The following is a 22,175-nucleotide window of genomic DNA, read 5'->3' as shown; positions in this document are numbered from 1 at the left end:
ATGAATACTGACCTGTTAGCGAAAGAAGTACAGCTTTACATCAACAGCAATATCAATGCTGATGTGAGTAAAATTGTATTAGGTAAATCTCCTTTTGCTGAGGTTAGTGCCGCTGAATTGGCCAATCAAATTGCTGCCAAAAAGAAAGCGGAAAAGAAATTACCCACTTGGTTTAATCAGGAAAATATTATTTATCCAAGTACCCTATCTATTGAGCAAACTTCATCAGAAGATACTGCAGCTTACAAACAACAATTGATTAGAGGAAGTAGTGTGTTGGACATCACTGCGGGTTTTGGTGTAGATAGCTACTATTTTGCAAAAAAAGCGCAACAGGTTTTTAGCTGTGAAATCAACCCGCAACTTTCTGAAATTACTGCCCATAATGCATCAGTTTTGGGTTTAAACAACATCAACTGCTTAGCGGTAGACGGTTTAGCTTTTCTTGAAAAAAGCAAAGAAAAATTTGGCACCATTTACGTTGACCCGGCCCGCAGAAATAGCGGCGGAAAGGTTTTCAAACTTGCTGATTGTACACCAAACGTGGTGGAACATTTGGATTTACTGCTACAGAAAGCGGAAAGAGTAATCATCAAAACATCACCTTTGTTGGATATTCATGCTGGGTTGAGTGAACTTCGGGAAGTTTCAGCAGTTCACATTTTGAGCATTAAAAACGAGTGCAAAGAGCTAGTTTGGATACTGGATGCGGGTTTCAAAGGTGAACCAAAAATTGTGTGCGCTACCTTAAATGCCGATACCAAACAGGTTGAGTTCCCCTTAAACGACAGCTCAACAACAAACTATTTAATTGAAGATGTTACTGAAGGCTTTTTATACGAAGCTGATGCGGCTTTAATGAAAAGCGGTGCTTTTAACGCCATTGCTAATTTATACGACTTGCAGAAATTGGGTAAGCAAAGTCATCTCTACTACAGCAAAACCAAGCAAACGTCTTTTGCAGGACGTATTTTTGAAATTGATACAGTGCTAAATCCCAATGAACTAAAAAAAGCGAAACAATTAACTGGCAACGTGATTGTACGTAACTTTCCAGAAAAAGCGGAAAACTTAGTCAAAAAGTTCAAAATCAAACCTGATCAGCAAACTTTTTATCTTTTTACGCAGCTTGGTCAAAACTACGTGGTTGTCAAAACCAATATTGTGCAGTATTATTAGTTAAGCTTTTGCTAACCAAACGCTGAAAATCTTCAACTAAAATCACTTTTTTTAACACATAAATGATTTTCATTGGTTTCTATATCGCCTACAATTCTATAAATTGGCGTTAAAAAAATATGCAGAAAACTAAAGGCTATAAGCAAGTTATTTCATGGCTAAAAGCCGATAACAGAAAGCCTTTTGATTTTCAAAAAGACACCTGGCAGTATTATTTAGATGGTTACAGTGGTTTAGTCAATGCACCAACTGGATTTGGAAAAACATTCTCGGTATTTTTAGCCACAGTAATCGAAGGTTTAAATCAACCAAAACCGGTAAAAGGCTTACAACTTATTTGGATTACCCCATTACGCTCCTTGGCAAAAGATATTGCAAGAGCCATGCGTGAAGTGCTGGAAGCGCTTGATTTAGATTGGCAAGTTGGCGTACGCAATGGTGACACCACGCAAGCGGAAAAATTGCAGCAGAAGAAAACCATGCCTCAAATTCTGCTAATTACTCCGGAAAGTTTGCATTTACTTTTAGCTCAAAAAGGGAGCTCCAATCTATTTAAGGAGTTGAAATGCATTGTTGCCGATGAGTGGCATGAGCTGCTTGGAAGTAAACGCGGCGTAATGGTAGAGTTGGCGGTATCTCGAATTAAAGGTTTGCAAAAGGCCAATGGCGAGCAACTTTTAAGGGTTTGGGGCATTTCAGCAACCATCGGGAATATACAGGAAGCTTTGGATGTAATTGTTCCTGAAAAGGACGTTAAAAAAATCATCGTCAGAGCGCAATTGGAAAAGAAAATCGTAATCAAGTCGATATTACCTGATCATATTGAAACCTTACCTTGGGCTGGTCATTTGGGCCTAAAATTAGCGCATAAGCTCATTCCAATTATCAACGAAAGTAAAACCACGCTTATCTTTATCAATACACGTGGGCAATCTGAAATCTGGTATCAGCACCTGCTGGATGTAGAGCCCGATTTAGCGGGACGTATTGCAATCCATCACGGTTCAATCGATTTTGAATTACGTAATTGGATTGAAGAAAGCTTACACAGCGGACTGCTCAAGGCAGTAATTGCAACCTCGTCATTGGATTTGGGGGTTGATTTTAAGCCAGTGGATACCGTAGTACAAATAGGGTCTCCAAAAGGTGTGGCCCGCTTTCTACAACGTGCCGGTCGTTCGGGGCACTCTCCTTTCGAAACCTCCAAAATTTATTTTTTACCCACCCATGCGCTTGAATTGGTGGAAGCCGCTGCCATTAAGGAAGCAGCCAAAGAAAACAACATTGAAAGCAGAGAGCCGTTTGTAATGGTTTTCGACACTTTAATCCAATACTTGGTAACCCTAGCCGTTGGCGATGGCTTTGATGACAAAATAATCTACGAGGAAATTAAACAAACCAACGCTTTTAACGAGCTCTTGCCTGAGGAATGGAACTGGGCCATGCAGTTCATCACGTCGGGAGGCAACAGCCTTACTGCCTACAACGAATTTAAAAAAGTGGTGAAAGATGAAGATGGCTTGTGGAAGGTGAAAAGCAGGCAAATTGCCATGCGACATAGGCTACATATTGGTACCATTGTGAGCGATGCCATGCTGAAAGTAAAGTTTTTGAGTGGCGGATATATCGGCATGGTAGAGGAATATTTTGTCTCGAAACTTAAGCCGGGGGATAGTTTTGTGCTAGCCGGCCGAATTTTAGAATTTGTGCAAATCAAAGACATGACGGTAATTGTGCGGCGCAGCAAACAGAAAAAAGCAATGTCGCCAAGTTGGTTGGGTGGTCGATTGCCGCTTTCATCCAACTTGGGTGCAGTACTTCGAAAAAAGTACAACGAAGTACTGGATAAGCAACATCAGGATGAAGAATTGGATGTGGTTTACCCCCTATTTTTAACGCAGCAAGAACGTTCACATGTGCCGCAAAGCGATGAACTTTTAATTGAAATGATCCACAACAGAGAAGGATTTCACTTATTTGCTTATCCTTTTGAAGGCCGCCTTGTCCACGAAATTTTAGGCGCTTTGGTGGCCTATCGTTTAAGTAAGTTGGTGCCTATTACATTTTCTATTGCCATGAATGATTATGGCTTTGAGTTGCTTAGCGATACCGAAATACCGATGGATGATGGCATTGCCTACGAGGTTTTCTCTCCTAAAAATTTAGCGGAAGATATCACGTTAAGCATCAATTCTACTGAAATGGCTAGAAGAAAGTTCAGGGATATTGCTTGTATTTCTGGGTTGGTTTTTCAGGGTTATCCAGGGAAATATGTTGCCAACAAACACTTACAAAGTAGTGCTGGGTTATTTTTTAATGTGTTTAACGATTTTGATAAACAAAACCTGCTATTGCGACAAGCTTATGAGGAGGTGTTCTATCAGCAGCTGGAAGAACCACGATTAGCAGCAGCGTTAAACCGTATTCAGCAAAGCAACATCATTATCACCTATCCTACTCGGTTCACTCCTTTATCGTTTCCAATTAAAGTAGATAGCTTACGTGCCAATATGAGTTCGGAAGAATTGGAGCAACGTATTGAACGTATGAAAAAAGAAGTTTTCAAATAACTAAACGATTTTTCTTTTTGCAGCAACTACATTTTTACTACTTTTGCAACAATGTTACTATTAAGAAGGTTAATTGCAGTAGTTTTATTGTTCGGCGTATTGTCGAATAGCTTCAACTACTTGATTATCTCATCTTCTTACCACTTCAATAAATCTTATATCTCCACTGTTTTATGTTCTAATAAAGATAAACCTCAACTTCATTGTGAGGGTAAATGTTTTTTAGACATTAAATTGAAAGAGCTGGAGCAAAAAAACAAACAGGAACAGGAGCATTCTAAACGCTTGATCGAGAGCGTGGCGCCACAATTGGCATCGTTGGTTTTCGAAAATTTTGAAGAAAACCTTCCTTATTCAGTTCCTCATTACCTACAAAAAAGTCCAATCGGCGCTGTTAACAATATCTTTCATCCTCCTAAAACAGTTTAATTTCAATTTTTGTGGTATGCTGTATGCTACGGCCTTAAATATAAGGTCTGCTTTTCTGCTATACTGCAAAAATCAGTTGGGTTAAATGCCACAACTACTCATATTAAAATTATCGTGAATGCGGTTCATCATCTCTAACATAAAATATGTTTTAATGTTGAATACCATCTCGGTAATGCATTTAACATACCCTAAATACAAGTAAACTAGTATCAAACGGGTATAATCGATATCAATCTTATTAATTAAATCACTTTCTTCTGCTTATAGCAGAATTGTCACTTATACAAAATGAAAAAAAATATTCTTTTATTAATTACTGCTGCTATCATTTTCTCTTCTTGCGATAAAAAAGATGATGCTATTACTGAAACACTAGATATCCCGGGGAAAGTTACTGTTAACTTTGATGCGGTTTTTGGGACATCTGATTTCGCTCTAAATACAAATTTTACCTCAGGCACAAAAACCTACAACTTTGATAAGTTTAGGTATTGGGTAAGCAATATAGTTTTAATCAAGGCCAATGGCGAGGAGGTTAGCGTTCCTAAATCATGCTATTTGTTAGAGGAAACTTCAGCAGTTGCCGTACAGGAAGGGGCTTATACCTATCCTGCCAACAAGCGTGAATCAGTTGAGCTCACTAACATTGCCGCTGGCGATTATAAAGGCATCAAATTCGGAATTGGCGTTGAGCAAAAATATAACGACAACCTAAGTTTAACTATTGGAGAACTTTCCCAATTGAACGGAATGACGAATGTATCTTGGATGTGGCACACTAGCTATATTTTTACCGCCGTTGGTGGAAAAGTTACCGAGGGAACAACCAACAAAACAATAAAAGTTGAAACAGGCCTCAATGCCAACTATAAAACGGTTTCGTTGAGCTTCCCTCAAAACGTAAAAATTGGCTCATCAAAGGCTACAGCTATTAACTTAAAAGCAGATGTAGGCATGGCATTAGACGGTATTGATGTAATAACTACACCAACTGTTGGTGCTGCACAAGCGACCACAATGACAGCCGTTGCCAACAATTATAATACGAAGGTTTTTAGCGTAGTCTCAGTAAACTAAAAATGACTAAAGTTACTGCGTATACTTTATGCTTAGCTTTATTGCTGTTAGTTTCTTCCTGTAAAAAGGAGGAAACTAACCTTATGGTCGATGATGAAAAGTATCACCTCGCTTTGCCTAATAACATGCCTGCTTGGGTTGATGATGTAGACAACCCCTTAACTAAAAGTGGTGTGGCATTAGGTCGTTTGCTGTTTTACGATAAAAGACTTTCGGGAAATAACCAATTATCTTGTGCTTCATGCCATCAACCGCAATTGGCATTTAGTGATGGGGTGGCTTTAAATGATACTGGTGTTTCTAAACAACAGTTACATCGGCACACCCCCACTATCTTTAATTTGCTTTGGGCCAATAGCGGGCTTTTTTGGGATGGCGGTTCTACTAATTTAGAATCACAAGCTTTTGGACCGTTAACGAGTTCAGACGAGATGGCGCAAAACCTATACGAACTGGAGGCAGAGTTAAAGGCGGTACCAAAATATAGGGAACTTTTTGAAAAGGCTTTTAATAACGGAATTACCTCAGCTAATGTGGTGAAGGCGCTGGCACAATTTCAGCGCACATTAATATCGGCAGGTTCCCGCTACGACAAATTTAAACGTAACGAAGGAATAACCCTCAGTGAAATGGAACTACAGGGGTTAAAGCTGGTGGAAGAAAAATGTAAAAGCTGCCATCAAGGTGAATTATTTACCGATAACAAATTTCACAATAATGGAATCGACATTAGTTTCAGTGATGATGTAGAGGGGATTTATCAAGGGAGGTTCCGGGTAACATTCAATCCGCAAGACCTTGGCGCTTTCAAAACGCCCACACTCAGGAATATTATGCTTACCGCACCATATATGCACGACGGCAGGTTTAAAACCATTGACGAGGTGCTTGGCCATTACAGCTCAGGCATCAAACCATCAGCAACGGTTGACAAGCATTTGTTTCAAAACAATGGGACTTTAGGCATACCATTAACTACAACTGAAAAAGTAGCAATAAAAGCTTTCCTTAATACACTTACTGATCAAGAACTGATTAACAACAAAACAGTTAGTGATCCAAATGGATAATTAAAATGAAAAGGACAAATTTTATAATAGTAGCATTTTTAATCATATTAACTGCTTGCTCAAAAAAAGCAGATATCACTCCAGATTTTGAAGAGCAAAATTTAGCACCGCTATCTGTGGAGTTCGACAACATTGTTGGAGGTAGAACATTAACATTCAACAATACGGCAGTGCCTTATACCAATGCCAAAGGTGAATCATTTACCATCAGCTTGGTTCAATATTTCATTAGCAATATTGAAGTTACTACCACAAGCGGCCAAAAATACACGGTGAAACAAGATAGCTCCTATTTCCTAATCAAAGGCTCGGATAAAGCCACTCGGTTTGCAAAAGTTAAAGTACCAGAAGGTGATTACAGTCAAGTGAGTTTCATTGTTGGGGTTGATAGCCTGCGAAGTACTATGCCTATCGACAAAAGAACCGGTGTGTTAGACCCAGCAGCAAATGGCGATCATGATAGTGGCGGCATGTATTGGGGATGGAATTCTGGTTATATATTTTTCAGGTTCGAAGGCAATTCAAATGTGGTAAGTAACGATCAATTAGGTGATCCGACGGGTAAAAAGCAGTTCAAATATCACATCGGTTTTTTCGGTGGATATGAGGTTAAAACAATCAATAATATCCGAAAAGTCACTATTGACTTGACTACTGCAGGTATTGCTAAAGTTAGAAAAGATAGGCAAAGTAATATTCACTTGTTTGTGGATTTGATGAAAGTGTTCAACGGAAAAAATACAATCAGTATTCAACAAAATCCTAATGTAATGTTTGGCGATTTTTCATCAAGCGTTGCCGACAATTTCACTGGACTTTTTACCCACGATCATACTGAAAACTAGCCATGAAATATTTCAAATACATATTTTTATTGTTGGTGTTTGTTTATGCCTGTAAAAAAAGTGAAGATGTTCAGCAGCAAGCTGAAACATTTTTAGGCTTTCAATCGCCCAAAAACTTTCCGGCTCCGGTTTATAATTTAGCCAATAATCCAATTACAAAAGAGGGATTTGAGTTGGGAAGAAAGTTATTCTACGATGTCAGATTATCGAGAAATAACACCATTAGCTGTGGTTCCTGTCATATTCAATCTTCGGCTTTTACCCAGCATGGGCATGATGTTAGCCACGGTATAGAAGACCGTTTGGGCACACGTAACTCACCTCCTATCATGAACTTAGCTTGGAGCAAGGCTTTCATGTGGGGAGGCGGCATATTCGATCTTGATCTTCAACCAATTAACCCAATTACCGCACACGAAGAAATGGACGAAAGTTTAGCAAACGTATTAACCAAACTACAGTCATCTTCAACTTACAAAAATCAGTTTAAAGCGGCTTTCGGAACTGATGAAATCAACACAGCAAGATTGATGAAAGCTCTGTCGCAGTTCATGCTCATGTGTATCAGTAGCAACTCAAAATATGATAAAGTGATGCGTAAGGAAGCTAACGCAAGTTTTACCTCAACTGAATTGGCGGGCTATGAAATTTTCAAGGAAAAATGCGGCAGCTGCCATAAGGAACCGCTATTTACTGACGGTGAGTTTAGGAACAATGGCTTGGCACCAAGCGCTATTAACGACAAAGGACTGTATGGAGCTACACTAATTTCATCAGACAAATACAAATTCAAAGTTCCATCGTTGCGCAACCTGAAGTACACAGCACCTTTTATGCATGATGGTCGGTTTTTAACACTTGATGCAGTGTTTCAACACTATAGCGCCGAAGTGCAACCAACAGAAAATCTAGACCCGCTGCTTAATAGAAATGGTGTAAGGGGAATTAGCATCACTGCTGACGAAAAAAATAAACTAACTGCATTTTTAAACACATTGAATGATGAAGATTTCATCAACAATAAAACTTTAGCCGAGCAATGATGAACTGGAAAAAATTAATTGTAATGCTCATTTTTTGCACTCCACTTACGGCAATTGCCTGTGATATTTGCGGTTGTGGCGTTGGCAGTTATTACATCGGCATTTTGCCCGAGTACAACAAGCGTTTCATTGGTTTACGTTATCAGCACAAAACATTACAAACGCATTTAGGTCCGTACGCAAACGTAACGCCTTTAACTACCGATGAAACCTATCAAACTGCTGAGCTTTGGGGAGCTTGGAATTTTGGTAAAAAGTTCAGGTTACTTGCGTTTTTGCCTTATAACTTCAATCAACGAATAGCGCAAACAGGCAATGGTGATAAGAACGGTTTGGGTGATATTGCCGTAATGGGTTACTATAATGTTTTTACCAAAAGTGCCACGGTAAAAAGTAAACTGCTTGTGCATTCGCTATGGTTAGGCGCAGGAATTAAGTTGCCAACTGGTAAATATGAGCCCGGAGAAAGACTTGCCATTCAAGAAAGTCCAAACAACTTCCAACTAGGCACGGCAAGTACCGATTTTACCTTTAACGCCGCGTACGATGTAAGGCTGAACGATTGGGGCGTTAACGTCAACTTAAATTACAAAGTAAATACAGCAAATAAGTACCAATATCGATATGGTAATAAGCTTACTACAAATGCATTACTTTACCATAAGTTTAGGTTATTCCACAAGTTTACCATTGCGCCAAATGCCGGCATCCTTTTCGAAACAGCCACAAAAGATGTCGAAAATCAGAAATATGAAGTAGCAGTTTCTGGCGGATATTCTACCTCCTTAGTTACAGGTGTGGAGTTCGCTTTCAGCAAATTCTCCTTCGGCGCAAACTACCAAAATGTGGTTTCTCAAGAACTGGCAAACAACCGGGCCAAAGCTGGCAACAGGCTAATGTTGCACATCTCTGTTCCATTTTAAAATTTTATAATCATGATTAAAATAAAAAATATCCTAATAGTTGGCTTAGTATTAATTTTTGCGTCGTGCCAACAACAAAATAATGAAGAGGCGATCAAAGAAACTATCGATCGTTTGCATAACGAAGCCATGGCGGTAAATGAAAAAGCCAACAAAACCAAGTTCAAGTTGGATAGTCTACTTGAACAAAAGCGCATGAAGCAAGAAGCGGATACGCTAGAAATCAATAAAGCTATTGTTCAACTTAACTTGGCCGATGAAAAGATGATGGACTGGATGCATAATTTTCAACTTGATTTTAAAGGAAGCAAAGCGGAAGCATTAAAATACTTTACAGATCAGCTTGATAGCGTTAAAAAAGTACAACTACAGCTGGAGGATGCTATTAAACAGGCTAAACCGTTTACTAACTAGCTTTTTATAGAGATTGCTTCGTTTATTAGCGATGCAATCTCATTGTTTTCTAATAATTTATTTCAAACTACATAAACCCATCATAACACATGAAAACCACTTTAATAATCTGTATTTTTGCACTAGGCTTCACTTCAGTTTACAAGAGCAACGCAACAGAAATCAACCAGCAGTTGGTTTTAACAGACAGTGTTAAAATTGATCCAGTTTGTAAAATGAAGGTGAAATCTCCAGCGAAGCATATTAGTACTTATCAAAAAACTGAATACTGGTTTTGCGCAAAAGGATGTCAGTTAAAATTTGATAAAAATCCTGATGCTTTTCTAAATAAAAAGGAATCGCAAAAGGAAAATTAAAAACATTAAAATAAACGGAAAATGAAAAAATACTTATTGATACCGGTACTTGCAGCACTTCTTTTTTCTTGTACTCAAGATAAAAAACTTCCTATTTATGGCGATAAAGAGGCAAAAATCACTAAAGATGCTGATGGTAACGAAAAAATTGATACGGTTTACAAAACAATCCCCAACTTTAGGTTCTTAAATCAAGATAGTGTTTACATTAATCAGGATACGTTCAAGGATAAAATCTACGTTGCGGATTTCTTCTTTACATCCTGCAGCACCATTTGCCCAATTATGCATCGCAATATGAAAACCATCTTCGATAAATATAAGGGAAATAAAGATGTGATGTTTTTATCTCATACCATAGATTTCAAGTACGATAAACCTTCTGTATTAAAAAGATATGCGCAAAAACTGGGAGTAGATGTACCTCAATGGCAATTTGTTTGGGGAGATAAAAAAGAAGTTTATGGTTTAGCTGAGAAAGATTATTTAGTTGCAGTTCAAGAAGATAGCGCAGCTACGGATGGCTATGTACATCAGGGTTGGTTAGTTTTGATTGATAAACAAAAACATATTAGAGGCGCTTATGACGGTACCAAACCAGAAGAAGTTGAAAAGCTTAAAGCTGATATGGACATCTTATTGGCAGAAAAGTAGTCTTATTTGTGATGAAAAAAGTCATTCTGTATAGTCTTCTGTTTTTGGCAATCGCGGCCATAATTAATGCTTGCCAAAGCGCTGATGAAATTGAAATGGCAAAGTATTTATCTAACGGTAAAGATATTTACGAATCTCGTTGCCAAAATTGCCACGGAAAAAATGGTGAAGGTTTGGGGGAATTAGCTCCACCATTAACCGACACTGTGTTTCTTAAAGCAAATAAACAACAATTAGCCTGCTACATTAAAAACGGCGCCAATCAGCCAATGCTAATTAACGGCAAAACCTATCAGGAAAAAATGCCGGCATTTAAAGATTTACATGATATAGATGTTGCGCAAGTGATTGTGTACATCACCAATTCATTTGGTAATAAGCAGGGCATGTACAAATATGAAAAAGTAGCTATTGATTTAAATAATTGTCAGTAGGTGCTTCTTCCGCAAATACATCTTTTGCTTTGTCATATTGTGGTGCAAATGGGTCAATAAATGGCTCATTGCCTTGTCCTTTTGGGTTATCACCATACTCATTAGGACCATAATCGCTATCTCCAAAAAGCATTACAAATCCATAAAATGGGATAATCATCCACCAACCGGAGTTACCCCTGTCATGGCAACGTTTTATACCGGCCACAACTAGTAAATAAAACGGAAATAGGATCAGTAATCCTGCCATTTCATTTCCACTTTGAGAAATAATGCCAATAATGAGTAGGCATAAAAGATAAAGTAGATAAATTAATCCAAATTCGGTTCGTCTGATACGGCCATTGAAGGAGAGAATGTCTTTGAACATGCGTTTAAATTTGATGGTTTAAAACACAATGCTACTAAATTTTAGTTCTTTTTTCAACTAACAATAAGTAAATGTTGTGTTGCTGTGCTTAATGGATAAAAAGCGTACCTTTGCCACAAATGCAAACCGTTCTATCGCCGCAGCTTGAAGTTGAGGAGGAAAGTCCGGGCAACACAGAGCATCTCGCTTCCTAACGGGAAGGGGTTTGGGATTGAAGACCTGAATCACGGAAAGTGCCACAGAAAATATACCGTCCCGATTTCGTATTGGGATAAGGGTGAAAACGTGAGGTAAGAGCTCACGAGCTTTGTTAGCGATAGCAAGGTTGGTAAACCCCGGGAGTTGAAAGACCAAATAGGCTAACGTTTCGATTTATCGGGATAAAGGGCTGCTCGTCCGATGTTAGTGGGTAGGTCGTTAGAGATAAGCGGCAACGTTTATAGTAGATTAATGATAGAAGTTCCGAATTATCGGAAAACAGAACCCGGCTTACAGGTTTGCATTTTTTTCTTTTACACTACGCTTTTTGTTTAGCATTAGCTCAAGTATTTTTAATGTAAATCAGGTATTTGACCATTAAACTGATTAAGATATCCTTTGTTGTAATATAAAGTGTGTTTAACTAAAAATTATAAAGATGAAAAAGCTTACATTTTTAATACTTGCATTAGGCCTATTTGTTGCAGCATGTGGCACAAGTAGAACATCTGATGCTACAAGTCCTGACTCGATGCGTGTAGATACCAATAACGTTGTTGCGGATACAACAAAAATGGAAAGACCTTAACAAAAAGCTACGCCGAGAATGCCGTACTTGCTCAATACGTAAATTAATAGCTTAATCCAAAATCAATCTAATTGGTGTTTTAGGCGTAGCTTTTTACCCGAAACTAAACAAACTATTTAAAATCAACATCGTAACATCATTCACCTGAACTTTTCTCGTTCTAATGTGCTGGGTTTCTTTTATATTTGTTCCTAAACTACTTTACTATGGAAACGCTCTGTTTACGCCTCTTTGAGTTTACTTTCATAGCAATTAAAATTTGTGACGCTGCAAATTTTAGCATAGTTTTTTAGCGTAATATGATAACTGAGTTTGATCAACTGCTTGTCATTTGAATTAAAAAAACCCAGCTTGATGGGCCGGGCTTAATTAAGAGAGACGCTATTTACTAATATTTTATTTTAATAAAAGCCGATAAAAACAATTGACCTCTCCACAATTTTCACGCTATAAAAAGGTCACTAGTAGGTGACAAATATATAGTTTTTTTATGCAAAAGCAACAATAGTTTGTTACTGCACTATTTATGAAAGAAGAGAAAAACACAACATCGTTACGTAATAAGGAGGAAAGTAAAAAGAAATTTTTACGGGCCGTAGGACAAATTATCACCACGAAAGGTTTTAGTGGCTTAAAGGTAAATCACATTGCAGCTAAAGCCAAGCTAGATAAAAAACTAATTTACAGGTATTTTGGCGGATTGAATCAGTTGTTAGATGAATACGTACAACAGCAGGATTTTTGGAGCAATGTAAAGGGAAATAAAGTGCCGGAAACGATAGACGATGGCGGTAAAACTTTTGTTACAAAAATGCTTACGGAGCAGTTTGATTACGTTTTCCAGAATAAAGAATTCCAGAAAGTACTTCTTTGGCGTTTGTCTGAAGAAAGACCATCACTACAAAAGTTGGCCGAGGAGCAAGAAAAGAGCGGCGAAATGCTTTTTGAACATATCATTGCACCACATTTTGGAGAACTCACCAACTTATACAGAGGTATTGCCGCAATTATAGTTGCTGGCTTATATTACCTTAACCTATCCACAGAAGTAAATGGTACAATTTTTTGTGGAATTGATTTAACCAGCGAAACCGGAAGAAACCAAATAAAGGATGCGATAAAGTTTATGTTAGAAAAAACCTACAACGAAGCGCAGATTACCCGATAACACTATTTAACCATGCTAATAGATGAACCCAAATGCGAAAGATTTTCTATAACGGGTGCAGCTACTAAACCTTTTTCATCTCTCTCCTGCTGAAAAGTTACAAAGGAAGGTACATTCAGCACTTCATTTTGAATCTCTTCGTTTTCGTACATTGATACATGCACAAAAGTTAAACCATCATCTTTTGCATAAACATGATATAGAAACTTGCTATTGCGCAGTTCTTTAAAATCAGCCAAAAAGGTAGCGATGTTACGTTTGTTCTCTTCCAAAAAATCAGCGTTAATTGTGTAGGTAACTTGTACTGCTATCATCTTGTTCTATCGTTTTACGGAAGTAATTATACAAAACATTTTTTAACTTTTTATCACAAAAAAAAGACCTTGCACATTGACAAGGTCTTTTTCAAATACTTTGAGCGATGATTATTTTGCGCTATTTTTCTTTTCTGTAACTTCAGTACGGATTTCTTGAGCTAAACCTTTTAAATCTTGCATAGCTTTACGTACTCTAGTTCCTGCAGCTGAGTTACCAGCGTTATAAAATTTCTCAACGTCTGCCTCGATAGCAGCTACTACTTCTTTAACTTTTGCAAATTTTTCCATTGTTATAATTTTAATTTATTGGTCAAATATATCACTTAAACCGAATAAACAAGTATTTCTTTAATTTTTTGACACTGTTTTTTGTACAATTTTTTTTAACAATTCACATTTTCAAAGCGCTCGTTATTTGGTTACCGTTAATACACAAACCGTATCTGCTAATGCTTTTGCCGTAACGGGTAAATTTAAATGATAGTTAACTATTTGATTTTCTGATAAATAAATAGAATCATTCTCTACAGTAAAGGTTATTTGACCTTTGATAACATGTATACTTAATAATGAATGTGCCTCGTTAGTAAGCGATTGGAAAAATTCTTCATTTTTTAACGCCAATAACGTAATCGTTACTTTTTCTGACTTAAAAACGGTGATTGCATTCTTGCCATTTTGCTCATAAGCGCTCTCCGCGACAATGTCCCTAATGTATTTTTCAATATCAACGGGTACAATTTCAGCATCCAATAGCCTTGTCCCAGCCGGACGCTGAGGGGTAGCTTTATTAAATTTCTCTTCCATAACCTAGTTTTTATAATGAAAACACTTGTAAGCTCAACTAGTTTCCACCAATGTTTAAAAGTTATAAGGAACAAACCAAACAAAATGCTCAAATTTGTAGCAATGGCTTTATATATCTCTTCTCTTAATACTGGCAGCAATGGCAATTGTTTTTATATCGGCAACCAAACCGATGCCATTTTAATTGATGCGGGATTAAGTTGTAAAGAAACTGAGGCCAGATTGGTACGTTTAGGTTTAGATATCAAAAATGTGCGTGCTATATTTATTAGCCATGAGCATAGCGATCATATTAAAGGCTTACCTGTTTTAGCCAAAAAACATCAGCTACCAATTTACATTACCGCTAAAACACACACCAGCGGCCGACAGTTATTACCCGAGCACCTCGTTCGTCCGTTTTGCAGTACGATGCCAATACAAATTAACGGCATAGAAGTTACTGCCTTTCCAAAATTACATGATGCTGCCGAACCACATAGTTTCACCATAAGCTACAACCAGGTTAAAGTTGGTGTATTTACCGATATTGGAGATCATTGTGAAAATCTAATTTATCATTTCAAGCAATGCCACGCCGCCTTTTTAGAAGCAAATTATGATGATGAAATGCTGGCTAAAGGAAATTATCCGTACTTTTTAAAACGTAGGATTAGTAGCGGAAACGGACACTTATCCAACCAAAAGGCACTTGACTTATTTCTTAATCATCGCTCTCCGTTGATGAGCCATTTGTTTTTATCTCACTTAAGTAGAGAAAACAACTGTCCAAATTTGGTACACAATTTATTCAGTGAAGTGGCTGATGGTGTTGAAATTGTTGTTGCTTCCCGCTTGCAGGAAACACCTGTTTATTACATACAGGAAAAAGTGGCTAAGCCAGCTCTTTCAGCTGAGTGCCAGTTGATGCAACACTAAGTTGGTGCTTAACGCCGCACTTTAAAGCAAAATTAGCTCGTTGATGACCGACAGGAAAATCAAAGCATACCGGGTAATCAAATTCCTTCACCTTATCCAATACAATTTGTTCCAGCGTTTGGCCAAAACCTTCGCTATTATCTTCATCTTTTTTAACCCTAAATCCCCCTACAATCAAGCCCTTTAGTTTATTCAACTTACCACTTCTTTTCAAATTGAAAAACATACGGTCAATACTGTAAAGGTATTCGCCTACATCTTCCACAAATAGAATTTTACCATCGGTTTCTATTGCAGATTTGCTTCCTGATAAGTTCTCTATGCATCGCAAATTTCCGCCTATCAATTCGCCTTCAGCAACTCCTAACCTATTGTTGATCTGGAAAGGAACATCGTAAGTCATCAACTCCTCTCCTTTCAATGCCTTCTCAATTGATTTAATGGTGTCAATTTGTATCGGCTCTGCCGTAGCCCAATCAGACGGAAAACTGTTGCACATTTTTGAATGTATGCTCGCAAATTTGAAATTCGTGTTAAGATGACAATGCAAAATAGTAATATCACTAAAGCCGATAATCCATTTTGGCGAAATTTTAAAAGTACTAAAATCAAGTTGATCAACAATTCTAACGGCACCGTATCCACCTCTAGCACACATAATTGCCTTAATGCTTGGATCATTTAGCATTTGCTGCAGATCCTGTAGCCTTTCCTGATCTGTACCTCCGAAAGTAAAATCTCTGGCGCCAACCGTTTGTCCTAAAACTACTTTAAAGCCCCAACTTTCCATTTGTTGCACTGCTGGTGCTATTTCCTCTTTCGTAATGTACCCCGCCGGACACGTAATGCCAATAATATCACCCTGTTTTAAATAAGGAGGACGCTTGTGCTTTAGACCCTGATTGCTTGAAGCATTAGGTTTAGTTGCACCATTAAAAGCATACAAAAAAGAAGATGTAGGAACTAACGCAGATAGACTGGCTAAAAATAGTTTACGGTTCATGTAGGCAATTTACTATTATATTATTGCCATTGACAAACAAATTTTGAATTAGCCTAAAACAAAAAGAGCGAAAGCCATCAGCTCCGCTCCTTTGAAATATTTAGTGAATTTTAATTAAAAATCCAATTCGCCTTCCACTGAATCATCCATGGTTTTACCAGTAATGATAGATGCTGCCATTTTAATGAATGCTACGGCTTCGCCATGCTTGGTATCCCAATAATACACATGTGTTGGCGATACTTTGATGACGCTGATTTTTTCGTCGTCTTTTCCATCTTGGAACCAAACTTTAAGTAATGGATTCCAAAGTTCTTCAATTTTTTTGCGATCTTCCAAAATCTCACTGATTCCGTACACATTCAAAAATCCAGAGTTTTTGTGGTGCTGAAAGAATAGATGCGTAAAAGGATCTGCTTCAATCTCCTGATTTTTTGCACTTCCTGCTTGACTCATGAACCACAAGTTACCTTCGTCATCTACGTCCAATACCGACATAGGCCTCACGGATAAAGGCAATCCAGTTTTAATACTTGTACAGAAAAAGCAGTTTTCAGCACCTTTTGCCAATTCTTTCAATTTCTCTACCGCTTCTTTGCCTTCTAATGTTTTAATGTGTTCAGCAGTATCTTGTGTGTTATTAGAGCTATCTCTACTTATTTTTGAATTTTCCATTTTTATCGTGTTTTAGGGTTTTAAAATTGTTTTAAGCATTGCGGCAGTTACCAAAGCACCAAATAAATAGTATCCTACAGTAAGCGCCTTAGTGGTATTGGTGTGTGTAACCGGCGTATCGTCCAAACCTAAAGGCTCTGGCATTTTCAATGCGCCAATTCCTGCGCTTAAGCCCATTATTATCGCCTTTGGCCAAATATATTTTCCTTTACCGCCAATAATGCTGTAGTACGCGGTGTTAGCAATGATGTCTGTTTCAAGCGTAATTTTATATAGGTCATTAGGATGTTGAATGGGATGTGCTCCAGCCATGCTTAGCGTTTTATTTACAGCTTCGGCGCCTAACAAATTTATTTGAGGTGCATTTTTTACATTTTTTCTAATGATCTCATGAATGGCATTTAGAGCAATTGCACCCACAAATCCCGCGGTAGTATTTCGTATCCAACGTAGCATAATCTTATTTTTTTTGTAACCATAAAATCGCATCATCTAATTGCGCTAACTCAAAGCCTTTGAATTCTCCAGGTGCGATATAACTGAAGGCATCAGTAAATTTTTCGACGGCCTTTTCGTCCGTAACCACAGCTGCCTTTTTCCATTTTGTAAAATGTTTCAAACCTGCAATCATGTCTTGGAACCAAGCTCCTACGGTAAAATTTTCTACCGGCGTTTCTAACACCAATAGGTAATAAATCTCATCATATTTTTGAGTGAGCACTTCAAGGCCTGGCAGCAATACGCTTCTTAAGTCCTCGGCTGTAACTTGTCCGGTGGCTCTTACACCGAATACATGTGGTGGAGTATCTCTGATAATGCTTAACATATTTGACTATTTATTAAGCTTAACAAGATATCATAAGGAAAGTTTTTTCAATTTGGAAGCATCCTATGGCATTTGCCAACAATTATTAGGTAATTGAAAACATATAATTTTGATAGTAAGTCAACTGTGTAAAATTCATTTGAAGAAAATAAATACCTCATACAGCGCTTCCCCAATTGGTGGATACCCATGGACAGTGTTAGACAGTTTCAGACTGAGGCAAGAAAAATGATATGAAATATAGACGTTATAAGCCGTAAAATTACGCTGTTACTGCGGTAGGGCTTAATTGACTGGATATTGTTGCACCTGCAGTAAGCAACTCTTGTGTGATGCTCTTGGTGTAATCAATAATTTCCGTTTTAAAATCTTGTACCGACGCACCAGACCTAATTTCTTCCAAACGTTTTTCCCAAGAGCCGGTAAGTTCTGCCTGTGCAATACGCTTATCTTTTACAACTTCGTAAACTGCCAAGCCTTTTGCCGTAGGCACTAAATTTCGTTTTTCTCGGATGATGTATTCACGGGTTAACAAGGTTTCAATGATTGCGGCTCGAGTAGCTGGTGTTCCCAATCCACTATCTTTCATTGCATACCTCAATTCTTCATCTTCAATTTCTTTACCGCATGTTTCTAAAGCTTTTAATAAGGATGCTTCGTTATACATTGCTTTTGGTTTAGTTTGCTTTTCAAGCAATGCTTTATTAACAATTGGCAACGCCTCTCCCTTTTTTACTTTAGGCAAAGCCGAGTTATCTTCATCTTTCTTTTCGTCATCTACTTCGTTAAAAACAGAACGCCAACCGGCAGAACGAATTACCGTACCATTGGCCACAAAAATAATTTCCGATTGGATGGTAATTTTAGTGACTTCCTTAATACATTCCTGATGGAAAGCTTCAAGCATGCGCCCCGCTACTAAATCGTATATAGCTTGATGGTCTTTGCCTAAACCACCCGGTTTGATACCAGTTACTAAAATAGCATGGTGATCAGTTACTTTTTTGGCGTTTACGCTTCTTTTATTCAAAGCATTTTCTTGTAAAAAAGCAGCCTGTCTTGCAAATTGAGGATGATCATTCAGGCTGGCAATCAATGCTGGCACAGTCGCAAAAACATCATCGCCAATATACCTACTACCCGTACGTGGGTAAGTAACCAATTTGCTTTCATACAGGTTTTGCAGCAAGCTTAAAGTTTGATCGGCAGTAAAGCCATTGCGCTTGTTAGCCTCCTGTTGCAAACTGCTCAAATCGTGCAAAAGTGGTGGTGGCTCTTTACGTGGTTTAGCCTCAACATCAGTAATTTGTCCACCATTGCTAAAGCCCGAAGCGACATCCTGTACCTTCGCAAAAACTGCTTCACCATCCTCCTTAACGTCAAAACTATCTACGGACATTGCCTTAAAAAGAACTCCTTCCTTATCTAACTGGATACCAATTTGATAGTATATTTTAGGTACGAAGTTTTTGATTTCCAAGTATCTGGCACAAATCATGGCCAAAGTAGGCGTTTGAACCCTACCTAACGACAATACGCTTCTATTGCCCGCGGAAATGCTCAAAGCCTGTGTCGCATTCATGCCCACTAGCCAATCGGATACGGAGCGACAATGCGCAGAACTAAATAATGTGTCGTAATCGGTACCCGGTTTCAAGTTTCGGAAACCATCTTTGATCGCTTCATCAGTTTGAGATGAAATCCAAAGTCGTTTGAAAGGTTTTTTACACTTCAGATAAGAGTAAATGTACCTGAAAATCAGTTCTCCCTCACGCCCGGCATCCGTTGCTACAATAATTTCAGTAGCCTGATCAAAAAGCATTTTTATGGTATCCAGCTGCTTTCTCACCCCCGGATCTTCTACTATGCCATCTTTTGTTTTTATTTTCCTGATAGATAGCTTGAATTTTTGCGGCAACATGGGTAAGTGTTCTTTACGCCAACCGTAAAAACCATATTCCTGTGGTGGTGCCAGCTGAAGCAAATGCCCAAAAGCCCAAGTAAATGAATAGCCCTTGCCTTCGATGTAACCATCTTTACGAGTAGTGGCACCAAATACTTTGGCTAATTCTCTTCCTACTGATGGCTTTTCGGCAATTACGATCTTCATATTCACAAAATGGAGGCTAAATATCCGAAATTTCTCAGAGTTTAAGCCTACCAGTTTTCCACAACTAGGTCGGTCATCAAGCTTAAAAAGGTTTAAGTTACTGTTGCTGTTGTTGTTGCTGCATTTCAATAAATCGTTGGTACGAATTTACAATGGTTACAGGCTCTTCAACTTCTTTAACATATACACTATCTACCGCTACTGCCTCTTCTTCCTGCTTTAGTTTTTCATTTGTAATAATTACCGCCACCGACAAAGAATGGGCCGAGGAGCCTTTATAAGTACCTTTTACTGGCGTACAATCTTTAAAGTTACGCCCAAATGCAATCCTGATGTGTCTATCGCCTACCAAACAATTGTTAGTAGGATCAATTCCCATCCAGCCATAATCAGGAATGTAGGCTTCTACCCATGCATGCGTAGCACCAATGCCACGCAATTCGTTACCTGCTGGACAAATATAACCGCTCACATATCTAGATGGTACCTTGTACATGCGCAACATCTCAATCAATAAATGAGCAAAATCTTGACAAACGCCTGCTTTTAAAGACCATATTTGATCGATATCTGTTTCAACATCGGTAACGCCTTTTTGATAGGTTAATGTTTCATAAACATAAGTAGACAATTTGTTTACAAACTGGAAGATAGTAAGCTGTTGATCAACAAGTTCGTCGGTATGTTGTTTGATTTCTGTTAGGGCAGCAACATAGTTTGCCTTCATAAAATCTAAAAAATCAATATGCTGATGCAGGGAAGCAAGATTTTCCCACTGTGCTTTCGCTGGCCAAAAATCATTAGGCGGAGGAATCTGCTTTGTGCTTACTTCGGCCTCAACTAAAATGGAAAGTTCGGTATGTGGCTGTACAATGGTAAACACGCCAACTTTATTACCAAAATAATCGTAAAAGCTATCTATAGAAGTTGATGGACTAATCTTAATTTGATGACTGATGATATCCTGAAACTGTGTACTTGTTGGGCTAAGTATAATTTGATTAGCGCTATCAGTAACCGCAGAAGGATAAGTGTATTTGGTTAAATGTTTAACGTGATAAGTAGGCATGTTTTATGTGATAATGAGATGATTCGATAATGTGATAATTAGATAATATGACGATTCGATAATGTGATAATTAGATAATTTGATGATGTGATAATTTGTATTGTCGAATGAACTAATGAACCAGTGAACTAATGAACTAATGAACCAGTGAACTAATGAACCAATGAACCAAAATAATACTCATTGAAAACTTGAACCACTTGAAATAAATTACTTTCGATGGATTGTAAAAGTGCCAATTGAGCTTCGCAATTTGAACCGGGACTATTATATTTCAAAATAGCGGCGGCTTTACCTATGGAAAATTCAAGTTTATCGTAACTTTCCTCTAAGCTTTCTGCTTTTAAGCGTTGTGCATACCTATTAAGCTGCGAAATACTGTACGCAATAGAATGCGGAAAATGCATTTCATAAAGCACTTGTTTAAAAATTAACGCCGGGTTAACGGTGCCTGAATGCGATTTCAAATAGTACTCGTATCCTGATATCGAAACTAAAAAGTACCGCCAGCTCACGATATCCATACTGTCTTTAATTTCGCCGTTGGTACGCACAATTTGCATGTTTAGTGAACTGATGATTTGCAGCAAACGCTCAATATATTTTCCAGTATTTAAGTAGTTGAATCCCTCGCTCCTAAACATTGATATATCAACTATTCCGTAATATAGCATGCACTGTCTAATCAACTGATCTAGCACACTAACCGGGTCTCCTAAACTCAATTGACGTTGTAGGTTTTTATCTCTAATGAAATGATAAAAATCATTCAAACACTGCCAAAGTTCTTTGGTGATGTGATCCTGTGCGCTTCGAGCATTTTCCCTTGCTCTAAGGATATTGTTTACAACTGAACTTTCGTTATCCCTATCAAACAAAATAAAATTAAGTACCTGGTTAGCACTCATGCTTTTTTCGGCTGGCATACCTTGGTTGTAATACCTAAAAACTTCATCCCATTTCACAAAAGGAACACCATCCTGCGATGCGATATAATAAGTACGAAGAATACGCAATTGCATGTTCGTTCGCTCAATATACCTGCTCATCCAAAATATATTTTCTGCTACTCTACTCAGCATTTTCTCTGTTTTAAAAAAAGATTGTTGGTTCTACAATACTACAATT

General features: G+C 38.0%; 26 protein-coding genes and 1 other RNA gene. 16 read left to right on the top strand and 11 right to left on the bottom strand.

What is annotated here, in order from left to right:
• From DUT68_RS01435 to DUT68_RS01380, 12 genes are all read left to right on the top strand, one after another.
• The gene (locus DUT68_RS01435) at positions 1-1,179 is read left to right on the top strand and encodes a class I SAM-dependent methyltransferase (RefSeq protein WP_113635059.1); all 1,179 of its coding nucleotides are present in this window, start codon (positions 1-3) and stop codon (positions 1,177-1,179) included.
• A gap of 119 nt (positions 1,180-1,298) precedes the next feature.
• On the top strand, positions 1,299-3,749 hold the full coding sequence (locus DUT68_RS01430) for a ligase-associated DNA damage response DEXH box helicase (RefSeq protein ID WP_113635057.1): 2,451 nt from the start codon (positions 1,299-1,301) through the stop codon (positions 3,747-3,749).
• A gap of 51 nt (positions 3,750-3,800) precedes the next feature.
• A complete protein-coding gene (locus DUT68_RS01425; protein WP_113635055.1) occupies positions 3,801-4,178 on the top strand; it encodes a hypothetical protein in 378 nt (125 codons plus the stop codon).
• Between the two features lie 291 nt (positions 4,179-4,469).
• The gene (locus DUT68_RS01420; RefSeq protein ID WP_113635053.1) at positions 4,470-5,258 is read left to right on the top strand and encodes an MbnP family protein; all 789 of its coding nucleotides are present in this window, start codon (positions 4,470-4,472) and stop codon (positions 5,256-5,258) included.
• Positions 5,259-5,260: 2 nt separating this feature from the next.
• A complete protein-coding gene (locus DUT68_RS01415) occupies positions 5,261-6,328 on the top strand; it encodes a cytochrome-c peroxidase (RefSeq protein ID WP_113635051.1) in 1,068 nt (355 codons plus the stop codon).
• Positions 6,329-6,333: 5 nt separating this feature from the next.
• The gene (locus DUT68_RS01410) at positions 6,334-7,173 is read left to right on the top strand and encodes an MbnP family protein (RefSeq protein ID WP_113635049.1); all 840 of its coding nucleotides are present in this window, start codon (positions 6,334-6,336) and stop codon (positions 7,171-7,173) included.
• A gap of 2 nt (positions 7,174-7,175) precedes the next feature.
• A complete protein-coding gene (locus DUT68_RS01405) occupies positions 7,176-8,216 on the top strand; it encodes a cytochrome-c peroxidase (RefSeq protein WP_113635047.1) in 1,041 nt (346 codons plus the stop codon).
• Positions 8,216-9,139, top strand: a complete 924-nt coding sequence (locus DUT68_RS01400) for a transporter (protein WP_113635460.1) — start codon at positions 8,216-8,218, stop codon at positions 9,137-9,139. Before DUT68_RS01405 ends, DUT68_RS01400 begins: the two co-directional genes overlap by 1 nt.
• 12 nt (positions 9,140-9,151) lie before the next feature.
• The gene (locus DUT68_RS01395) at positions 9,152-9,553 is read left to right on the top strand and encodes a hypothetical protein (protein ID WP_113635046.1); all 402 of its coding nucleotides are present in this window, start codon (positions 9,152-9,154) and stop codon (positions 9,551-9,553) included.
• Positions 9,554-9,642: 89 nt separating this feature from the next.
• Entirely contained in the window at positions 9,643-9,909 is a 267-nt protein-coding gene (locus tag DUT68_RS01390) for a YHS domain-containing protein (RefSeq protein WP_113635044.1), read from the top strand.
• A gap of 21 nt (positions 9,910-9,930) precedes the next feature.
• Entirely contained in the window at positions 9,931-10,563 is a 633-nt protein-coding gene (locus tag DUT68_RS01385; RefSeq protein ID WP_113635042.1) for an SCO family protein, read from the top strand.
• An 11-nt stretch (positions 10,564-10,574) separates the two neighbouring features.
• Positions 10,575-10,997: a c-type cytochrome gene (locus DUT68_RS01380; protein WP_113635041.1), complete on the top strand. Its 423-nt coding sequence runs from the start codon at positions 10,575-10,577 to the stop codon at positions 10,995-10,997.
• Here DUT68_RS01380 and DUT68_RS01375 read toward each other — a convergent pair.
• Positions 10,972-11,367, bottom strand: a complete 396-nt coding sequence (locus DUT68_RS01375; protein ID WP_113635039.1) for a DUF805 domain-containing protein — start codon at positions 11,365-11,367, stop codon at positions 10,972-10,974. The genes DUT68_RS01380 and DUT68_RS01375 overlap by 26 nt on opposite strands.
• A 118-nt stretch (positions 11,368-11,485) precedes the next feature.
• Between DUT68_RS01375 and rnpB the strand changes: the two genes are divergently transcribed.
• The 3 genes from rnpB (at position 11,486) to DUT68_RS01365 (ending at position 13,322) form a co-directional block, all read left to right on the top strand.
• Positions 11,486-11,875: RNase P RNA component class A (gene rnpB, locus DUT68_RS01370), an RNA gene on the top strand.
• Between the two features lie 129 nt (positions 11,876-12,004).
• On the top strand, positions 12,005-12,154 hold the full coding sequence (locus tag DUT68_RS18265; protein WP_157960751.1) for a hypothetical protein: 150 nt from the start codon (positions 12,005-12,007) through the stop codon (positions 12,152-12,154).
• 526 nt (positions 12,155-12,680) lie between these two features.
• The gene (locus DUT68_RS01365) at positions 12,681-13,322 is read left to right on the top strand and encodes a TetR/AcrR family transcriptional regulator (RefSeq protein WP_113635038.1); all 642 of its coding nucleotides are present in this window, start codon (positions 12,681-12,683) and stop codon (positions 13,320-13,322) included.
• A 2-nt stretch (positions 13,323-13,324) separates the two neighbouring features.
• On the opposite strand, the gene DUT68_RS01360 is transcribed toward DUT68_RS01365, so the two are convergent.
• The 3 genes from DUT68_RS01360 to DUT68_RS01350 all read right to left on the bottom strand — a co-directional run bounded on the left by DUT68_RS01360 (position 13,325) and on the right by DUT68_RS01350 (position 14,446).
• On the bottom strand, positions 13,325-13,636 hold the full coding sequence (locus DUT68_RS01360; RefSeq protein WP_113635036.1) for a hypothetical protein: 312 nt from the start codon (positions 13,634-13,636) through the stop codon (positions 13,325-13,327).
• Positions 13,637-13,747: 111 nt separating this feature from the next.
• Positions 13,748-13,927 carry a histone H1 gene (locus DUT68_RS01355; RefSeq protein ID WP_113635034.1) on the bottom strand — a complete coding sequence of 60 codons (180 nt, stop codon included), beginning with the start codon at positions 13,925-13,927 and terminating at the stop codon, positions 13,748-13,750.
• Between the two features lie 123 nt (positions 13,928-14,050).
• Positions 14,051-14,446 (bottom strand): hypothetical protein, encoded by a 396-nt coding sequence (locus DUT68_RS01350; RefSeq protein WP_113635032.1) that lies wholly within the window; start codon positions 14,444-14,446, stop codon positions 14,051-14,053.
• Between the two features lie 84 nt (positions 14,447-14,530).
• Between DUT68_RS01350 and DUT68_RS01345 the strand changes: the two genes are divergently transcribed.
• Entirely contained in the window at positions 14,531-15,364 is an 834-nt protein-coding gene (locus tag DUT68_RS01345; RefSeq protein ID WP_237088233.1) for an MBL fold metallo-hydrolase, read from the top strand.
• Here DUT68_RS01345 and DUT68_RS01340 read toward each other — a convergent pair.
• From DUT68_RS01340 to DUT68_RS01310, 7 genes are all read right to left on the bottom strand, one after another.
• Complete coding sequence (locus DUT68_RS01340; RefSeq protein ID WP_113635030.1) at positions 15,321-16,367, bottom strand: S66 peptidase family protein; 1,047 nt, start codon at positions 16,365-16,367, stop codon at positions 15,321-15,323. The genes DUT68_RS01345 and DUT68_RS01340 overlap by 44 nt on opposite strands.
• A 114-nt stretch (positions 16,368-16,481) precedes the next feature.
• The gene (locus DUT68_RS01335) at positions 16,482-17,042 is read right to left on the bottom strand and encodes a pyridoxamine 5'-phosphate oxidase family protein (RefSeq protein WP_113635029.1); all 561 of its coding nucleotides are present in this window, start codon (positions 17,040-17,042) and stop codon (positions 16,482-16,484) included.
• A 12-nt stretch (positions 17,043-17,054) separates the two neighbouring features.
• On the bottom strand, positions 17,055-17,498 hold the full coding sequence (locus DUT68_RS01330) for a hypothetical protein (protein WP_157960750.1): 444 nt from the start codon (positions 17,496-17,498) through the stop codon (positions 17,055-17,057).
• A gap of 4 nt (positions 17,499-17,502) precedes the next feature.
• On the bottom strand, positions 17,503-17,868 hold the full coding sequence (locus DUT68_RS01325) for a SpoIIAA family protein (protein WP_113635025.1): 366 nt from the start codon (positions 17,866-17,868) through the stop codon (positions 17,503-17,505).
• A 262-nt stretch (positions 17,869-18,130) separates the two neighbouring features.
• On the bottom strand, positions 18,131-19,978 hold the full coding sequence (gene topB / locus DUT68_RS01320) for a DNA topoisomerase III (RefSeq protein ID WP_113635024.1): 1,848 nt from the start codon (positions 19,976-19,978) through the stop codon (positions 18,131-18,133).
• A gap of 97 nt (positions 19,979-20,075) precedes the next feature.
• A complete protein-coding gene (locus DUT68_RS01315) occupies positions 20,076-21,047 on the bottom strand; it encodes a transglutaminase family protein (RefSeq protein ID WP_113635022.1) in 972 nt (323 codons plus the stop codon).
• A 152-nt stretch (positions 21,048-21,199) separates the two neighbouring features.
• Positions 21,200-22,129 carry an alpha-E domain-containing protein gene (locus DUT68_RS01310; protein WP_113635020.1) on the bottom strand — a complete coding sequence of 310 codons (930 nt, stop codon included), beginning with the start codon at positions 22,127-22,129 and terminating at the stop codon, positions 21,200-21,202.
• Positions 22,130-22,175 lie beyond the last annotated feature (46 nt).

The organism is Pedobacter zeaxanthinifaciens (assembly GCF_003313335.1).
GTDB classification, from domain to species: Bacteria; Bacteroidota; Bacteroidia; order Sphingobacteriales; family Sphingobacteriaceae; genus Pedobacter; species Pedobacter zeaxanthinifaciens.
Note: the sequence above shows the minus strand (reverse complement) of the source record. Positions and strands in the feature narration are given on the sequence as shown.

Excerpts from the sequence above, each read along its gene's own strand:
- DUT68_RS01435 (WP_113635059.1), top strand. The coding sequence starts at position 1 with ATGAATACTGACCTGTTAGCGAAAGAAGTACAGCTTTACATCAACAGC.
- DUT68_RS01430 (WP_113635057.1), top strand. The coding sequence starts at position 1,299 with ATGCAGAAAACTAAAGGCTATAAGCAAGTTATTTCATGGCTAAAAGCC.
- DUT68_RS01425 (WP_113635055.1), top strand. The coding sequence starts at position 3,801 with ATGTTACTATTAAGAAGGTTAATTGCAGTAGTTTTATTGTTCGGCGTA.
- DUT68_RS01420 (WP_113635053.1), top strand. The coding sequence starts at position 4,470 with ATGAAAAAAAATATTCTTTTATTAATTACTGCTGCTATCATTTTCTCT.
- DUT68_RS01415 (WP_113635051.1), top strand. The coding sequence starts at position 5,261 with ATGACTAAAGTTACTGCGTATACTTTATGCTTAGCTTTATTGCTGTTA.
- DUT68_RS01410 (WP_113635049.1), top strand. The coding sequence starts at position 6,334 with ATGAAAAGGACAAATTTTATAATAGTAGCATTTTTAATCATATTAACT.
- DUT68_RS01405 (WP_113635047.1), top strand. The coding sequence starts at position 7,176 with ATGAAATATTTCAAATACATATTTTTATTGTTGGTGTTTGTTTATGCC.
- DUT68_RS01400 (WP_113635460.1), top strand. The coding sequence starts at position 8,216 with ATGAACTGGAAAAAATTAATTGTAATGCTCATTTTTTGCACTCCACTT.
- DUT68_RS01395 (WP_113635046.1), top strand. The coding sequence starts at position 9,152 with ATGATTAAAATAAAAAATATCCTAATAGTTGGCTTAGTATTAATTTTT.
- DUT68_RS01390 (WP_113635044.1), top strand. The coding sequence starts at position 9,643 with ATGAAAACCACTTTAATAATCTGTATTTTTGCACTAGGCTTCACTTCA.
- DUT68_RS01385 (WP_113635042.1), top strand. The coding sequence starts at position 9,931 with ATGAAAAAATACTTATTGATACCGGTACTTGCAGCACTTCTTTTTTCT.
- DUT68_RS01380 (WP_113635041.1), top strand. The coding sequence starts at position 10,575 with ATGAAAAAAGTCATTCTGTATAGTCTTCTGTTTTTGGCAATCGCGGCC.
- DUT68_RS01375 (WP_113635039.1), bottom strand. The coding sequence starts at position 11,367 with ATGTTCAAAGACATTCTCTCCTTCAATGGCCGTATCAGACGAACCGAA.
- DUT68_RS18265 (WP_157960751.1), top strand. The coding sequence starts at position 12,005 with ATGAAAAAGCTTACATTTTTAATACTTGCATTAGGCCTATTTGTTGCA.
- DUT68_RS01365 (WP_113635038.1), top strand. The coding sequence starts at position 12,681 with ATGAAAGAAGAGAAAAACACAACATCGTTACGTAATAAGGAGGAAAGT.
- DUT68_RS01360 (WP_113635036.1), bottom strand. The coding sequence starts at position 13,636 with ATGATAGCAGTACAAGTTACCTACACAATTAACGCTGATTTTTTGGAA.
- DUT68_RS01355 (WP_113635034.1), bottom strand. The coding sequence starts at position 13,927 with ATGGAAAAATTTGCAAAAGTTAAAGAAGTAGTAGCTGCTATCGAGGCA.
- DUT68_RS01350 (WP_113635032.1), bottom strand. The coding sequence starts at position 14,446 with ATGGAAGAGAAATTTAATAAAGCTACCCCTCAGCGTCCGGCTGGGACA.
- DUT68_RS01345 (WP_237088233.1), top strand. The coding sequence starts at position 14,531 with ATGCTCAAATTTGTAGCAATGGCTTTATATATCTCTTCTCTTAATACT.
- DUT68_RS01340 (WP_113635030.1), bottom strand. The coding sequence starts at position 16,367 with ATGAACCGTAAACTATTTTTAGCCAGTCTATCTGCGTTAGTTCCTACA.
- DUT68_RS01335 (WP_113635029.1), bottom strand. The coding sequence starts at position 17,042 with ATGGAAAATTCAAAAATAAGTAGAGATAGCTCTAATAACACACAAGAT.
- DUT68_RS01330 (WP_157960750.1), bottom strand. The coding sequence starts at position 17,498 with ATGCTACGTTGGATACGAAATACTACCGCGGGATTTGTGGGTGCAATT.
- DUT68_RS01325 (WP_113635025.1), bottom strand. The coding sequence starts at position 17,868 with ATGTTAAGCATTATCAGAGATACTCCACCACATGTATTCGGTGTAAGA.
- topB (WP_113635024.1), bottom strand. The coding sequence starts at position 19,978 with ATGAAGATCGTAATTGCCGAAAAGCCATCAGTAGGAAGAGAATTAGCC.
- DUT68_RS01315 (WP_113635022.1), bottom strand. The coding sequence starts at position 21,047 with ATGCCTACTTATCACGTTAAACATTTAACCAAATACACTTATCCTTCT.
- DUT68_RS01310 (WP_113635020.1), bottom strand. The coding sequence starts at position 22,129 with ATGCTGAGTAGAGTAGCAGAAAATATATTTTGGATGAGCAGGTATATT.